This window comes from Desulfonatronospira sp. MSAO_Bac3 (assembly GCF_003838035.1).
GTDB lineage: Bacteria > Desulfobacterota > Desulfovibrionia > Desulfovibrionales > Desulfonatronovibrionaceae > Desulfonatronospira > Desulfonatronospira thiodismutans.
Window position 1 is genome coordinate 1 of record NZ_QYZY01000188.1, and the last position, 5,109, is coordinate 5,109.

At 55.2% G+C, this 5,109-nt stretch carries 4 protein-coding genes; all 4 read left to right on the top strand.

Annotated elements, in window-relative coordinates:
• Nucleotides 1-170 precede the first annotated feature (170 nt).
• The 4 genes from D5S03_RS06560 to D5S03_RS06575 all read left to right on the top strand — a co-directional run bounded on the left by D5S03_RS06560 (nt 171) and on the right by D5S03_RS06575 (nt 4,911).
• Nucleotides 171-1,874, top strand: coding sequence for a GspE/PulE family protein (locus D5S03_RS06560; protein ID WP_008870726.1), 1,704 nt, complete (start codon nt 171-173; stop codon nt 1,872-1,874).
• A gap of 4 nt (nt 1,875-1,878) precedes the next feature.
• Entirely contained in the window at nt 1,879-3,093 is a 1,215-nt protein-coding gene (locus D5S03_RS06565) for a type II secretion system F family protein (RefSeq protein ID WP_008870727.1), read from the top strand.
• A complete protein-coding gene (locus D5S03_RS06570) occupies nt 3,093-3,539 on the top strand; it encodes a hypothetical protein (protein ID WP_040418700.1) in 447 nt (148 codons plus the stop codon). Before D5S03_RS06565 ends, D5S03_RS06570 begins: the two co-directional genes overlap by 1 nt.
• Nucleotides 3,540-3,702: 163 nt before the next feature.
• On the top strand, nt 3,703-4,911 hold the full coding sequence (locus D5S03_RS06575) for an ATP-binding protein (protein WP_008870728.1): 1,209 nt from the start codon (nt 3,703-3,705) through the stop codon (nt 4,909-4,911).
• Nucleotides 4,912-5,109 lie beyond the last annotated feature (198 nt).

Consider the following 5,109-nt stretch of genomic DNA (forward strand, 5'->3'; position numbering starts at 1 on the left):
CATGTGGCATGGCTTCCTGCCTGGAGGCATACAGCCCGGAGGGGGACTGGCTCTCCCCGCACTTATTTTTAAAACATGTCAATCATCCCACAGAAAAATAAGTGCGGGGGTGCCTGTCCCCTGCTTTCGTTAAAAAGAGCTAAACTGTTACATAGCAGGAGACTTAATCTATGCGTACAAAAATGCGCCTGGGAGAAATGCTCATCCAGGAAGGTCTTTTGACCCAGCAGCAGCTGGAAAAATCCCTGTCCGCCAACAGGGGGACCGGGCTCAAGCTTGGCCAGTTCCTGGTACGCAACAATATCTGCCGCGAGGACAACATTGTGGACATGCTCAGCCGCCAGCTGCGCATTGACCGCTACGATCCCTCCCGCTATCCGGTGGACAGCAGCCTTGCAGACCTTATCACCTCCGACCAGGCCAGGGAGTACAACACCGTTCCCCTGGCCAGATCCGGAAAGCTGCTGCGTGTAGCCACCCCGGACCCCCTGGACCTGGAATCCCTGGACGCCCTGGAGGTGGTCACCGGCCTGGAGATAGAGCCCGTGGTCTGCACCGAGTCAGACTTCGAGCAGGTGTACGGCTCCTTGTACGGCATGTACTGGAACATAGATGACGTCCTGGAAGACGTGGAGCAGGAGGAGCTAAGCGTCGAGGACCAGCAGGGAGGCGGCGGAGAAACCCAGGACATACACACCCTGGAAGAAGAAGCAGACCAGGGTCCGGTAATCAAGCTGGTCAACTCCATCCTGGCCCAGGCGGTGAAGCAGGGAGCAAGCGACGTGCATCTGAGCCCGGAAAAAAACAGGGTCCAGGCCAGGTTCCGGGTGGACGGCAAGCTAAGGGAAGTCCCTTCCCCGCCTTTAAATATGATGCCTTCCATTGTTTCCAGGATCAAGGTCCTGGCCGGAATGGACATTTCCGTATCGCGCATGCCCCAGGACGGGCGCTTTACCGTGGGCATGAAGGGCAGGGAGATCCATGTCCGGGCCTCCTGCATCCCCACCATACACGGGGAAAACGTGGTCCTGCGCCTTCTGGACCTGAGCGCCAGGACCTTTGAGCTGGAAGAACTGGGCATGAACAGTGATGATTACCAGAAGATGAGCGAGGCCATTGACACTCCCTATGGCATGATCCTGGCATCCGGTCCCACCGGCAGCGGCAAGAGCACCAGTCTGTATGCCATCCTGCGGCGCATAAACCAGCCGGACATAAATATCATCACCCTGGAAGACCCTGTGGAATACCGGGTGCAGGGCGTGCGCCAGGTGCAGCTCAACACCCGCTCGGGCATGACCTTTGCCTCGGGCCTGCGCTCCATCCTGCGCCAGGACCCGGACGTGATCATGGTCGGGGAAATGCGCGACGCCGAGACTGCCCGCATAGGCGTGCAGGCGGCCATGACCGGGCACCGGGTGTTGTCCACCCTGCATACCAATGACGCTGCAGGCGCAGTGGCCAGGTTCATAGACATGGGCATAGAGCACTACCTGGTCTCCTCAGTCCTGGTAGTTTCCTTTGCCCAGCGCCTCATGCGTAAAAACTGCTCCAAGTGCGCAAAACCGTACACACCGTCAGACAGGGCCCTAAAGGCCATGGGCCTGGAAAACTCCACTGACTGCACCTTTATGCAGGGCCAGGGCTGCTACTCCTGCATGAATACGGGCTTTAGCGGACGTACAGCCGCCTTTGAGGTCTTAAGGGTTGACGACGAAGTCCGGGAAATGATCCAGACCGGAACCACCGGAACCCAGATGGGCCGGAGTCTCTCCCGGTCCGGCAAACTGCATGACCTGCGAAGCGACGCCGCCCGCAAAGTCTGCCAGGGGATGACTACTGTGGAGGAGGCCATGACTGTCGTCATGACTTGAGCCCATGCCACCATTTAAGTACAAAGCCATAAACGATCAAGGTGCCACAGTCTCCGGCACTATAGATGCCGCAGATCCCGGTGAGGCCCAGGAAAAGCTGGTCCGGCAGGGGCTTATTCCGCAGCAGGTCAGTACATCCAGGGAAGTGTTCGGGGATTTGAGCGGCAGGATCAACCTGTTTCTGGCCCGGGTCAGGCTCACAGACCTGGTCATATTCACCAAGCAGTTTCGCACCCTGATGAAGGCCGGCCTGCCCATGGGATCTTTGCTGGATGTCCTGGAGGAGCAGACCGAAAACCTGAAGCTCAAAAGAACAGCCGCCAGGATGAAAAAGGATATCCAGGAGGGTGGTACCCTGGCCGAGGCTTTTGAAAAGGAGCCCCAGATATTTTCTCAGTTGTACTGCAACATGATCCGGGCCGGCGAAAGCAGCGGACGCATGGTGGACGTACTGGACCGCCTCATCTACCTTATGCAGCACGAGCACAAGGTAAAATCGGATATAAAAAGCGCTCTGCGCTACCCGGTCATCGTGGTCATCGCCCTGTTTGCGGCGTTTCTTTTTCTGCTCACCTTTGTCATCCCCCAGTTTGTGGGCATATTCGAGGGGGCAGGCATTGAACTGCCCCTGCCCACGCGCATCAGCCTGGCTCTTTATCAGTGGATAGTGGTCTACTGGCCGGTGAGCGTGGGAACTGTCATTTCCCTGGCTGCAGGGCTGTATATCTTTTTGAGGACTGAAAAGGGGCAGTACGTCAAGGACCTGGTATTACTCAGGATCCCGGTGCTTGGCCCTGTTCTTCTAAAAGCGGCCATGTCCAGGTTTGCCTCCATCTTTTCCATTCTCCAGGCCAGCGGAGTCTCAGTCTTAAACGCCATGGACGTACTCACCGGGACCATAGGCAACAAGGTCATTTCCGGCGAATTCCAGCGCATCCAGGCAGAGCTGCGCCAGGGCAGAGGGATATCCGGCCCCCTGGGTCAGTCCAGATTCTTCACCCCCATGGTCATCAGCATGGTGGCCACCGGAGAGGAAGCCGGAAACCTGGACGAAATGCTCTCCGAGGTCTCCATCCATTACGACGACGAGGTGGAATACGCTGTCAGCCGCATGTCCGAGACCCTGGGTCCGGTACTCATCGCCATGCTGGCCGGGGTGGTGGGCTTCTTTGCCCTGGCCATCTTTCTGCCCATGTGGGACATGGTGCAGACCATTTGATGGAAAGGGGCATTCTTATTGTTCCCACGCTCTGCGTGGGAACATTCTCCGGACGCTCAGCGTCCACGAATGACCGCGGGAGTGGCCCAAAGACATTCCCTTTTTCTTATGATCCAGCACTCACTTTTAAATGCTTTTATTTTCCTGGTACTTCTCCATTGCCAAAAGTGAGTGCTGGATCGAAAGACGTCCCCACGCAGAGCGTGGGAACGATAAAAGAAAAGACAGATACCGGATATGCAGACTTACAAAAAAGAAGAACTGATGATTCAACGGATATCGTGAGGAATTTCATTTCTGTCCTGGAAAGCATTAAAAATAAGAAAAGAGACAAGATCGCTGTGCTGCGGAAAATAAGCTTGAAGCTGTTATTCTTACCATTGAAGAACATGAAAGAATACAGAAACTTGCCGACATCATGGAGCATCTGCAGCTTTCTAAGTTGATTAAAGAACGAGAAAAAACACCTATAGACGAGTACGTTGATTTTTAGCAGCTTTTATCCAAGCACGGGCTTGGAAGAGATGAACTATAAGCTCAAATTCAATGTTCAACCTGTTCTGCACTTGACATTGTCCATGAAAATTCATACTCATCATATGAATTTTCATGCATGATCACGCCTCCAGGCAGCAGCACAACATGAGCCAGACAGTCATTCCAAGAGCCATTGATCTTCACAGGATCACCCGACTGATGGAAATATTCCCGGTGACCGCCATCCTTGGCGCCAGACAGTGCGGCAAGACGACCATGGCCGGTTTTTTCCATGCCGACCACCTCTTCGACCTGGAAAATCCCAGGGACATGGCCAGGCTGGAGACCCCACAGCTGGCTCTGGAAGAACTCACCGGGCTCGTAGTCATCGACGAAATCCAGCGCCTGCCTGATCTCTTTCCCCTGCTCAGGCACCTTGTAGACACCATCCCGGACCAGAAATACCTGATACTGGGCAGCGCATCCAGAGAGCTTCTGCGGCAAGGCAGCGAATCCCTTGCCGGTCGGATGGGCTTGTACCATCTGGGCTGCCTGCACACCCTGGATGTGACTTCTTCCAGTGACCTCTGGCTGCGTGGCGGCTACCCCAGGGCCCTTCTGGCCAAAGACGATTTCTCGGCCTTTCTCTGGCTTGAAAACTATATCACTGCCTTTCTGGAGCAGGACATCCCGGCCCTGGGCATTGTAATTCCCGCCAGAACACTGCGCCGGTTCTGGTCCATGCTCAGTCATTATCACGGGCAGCTGCTCAACTACTCTGAGCTGTCAACTTCCTTTGGCATCAGCGACATGACGGCGAGGAAATACCTGGATATCCTGGCTGGAACCTTCATGGTCCGTACACTTCAGCCCTGGCACCCCAACGTTTCCAAACGACTGGTAAAGCGCCCCAAGCTCTACATCCGGGATTCGGGTCTGTTCCACTCACTCATGGGCATCGACTCCATGGACACCCTGCTGGGCCATCCTAAGCTCGGGGCCTCGTGGGAGGGATTTGCCCTGGAAAATGTTTGCTTCTGCCTGGGCAAACACGACCAGGAACTGGCTTTTTACCGCACCCATGGAGGTGCTGAACTCGATCTGTTCTGGAAGCACGGTGGACGAAACTGGGGAGTGGAATTCAAGTTTGCCGACGCCCCGCGAAAAACCAAATCCATGGATGTGGTCAGGAAAGACCTTGACCTGGCTCATCTCTGGGTAGTCTATCCAGGTCGGGACAGATACAGGCTGTCCGAGGATATAACCGTACTGCCGCTGCGCGACATCCGGGCCGGGTGGGAATACAGTATTGTTCACACGCTCTGTCACGCCAAGGGGTGAGAACATTATAAAAGAAGCAAAAAAACTGACTTTTTGCAGGTTCAGCTTGCCAGGCTTGCCCGCCAGGATTACAATGTCATGTAAACTAACGCGGGCCATGCCCGCAACCCAAGAAACAAAGAAACCTTAACCGCCAGTTCGCCCTGGTTGAATGGCTACGCCTACACTTCGGGATCACCGTAACGGAGGAGAAAATGA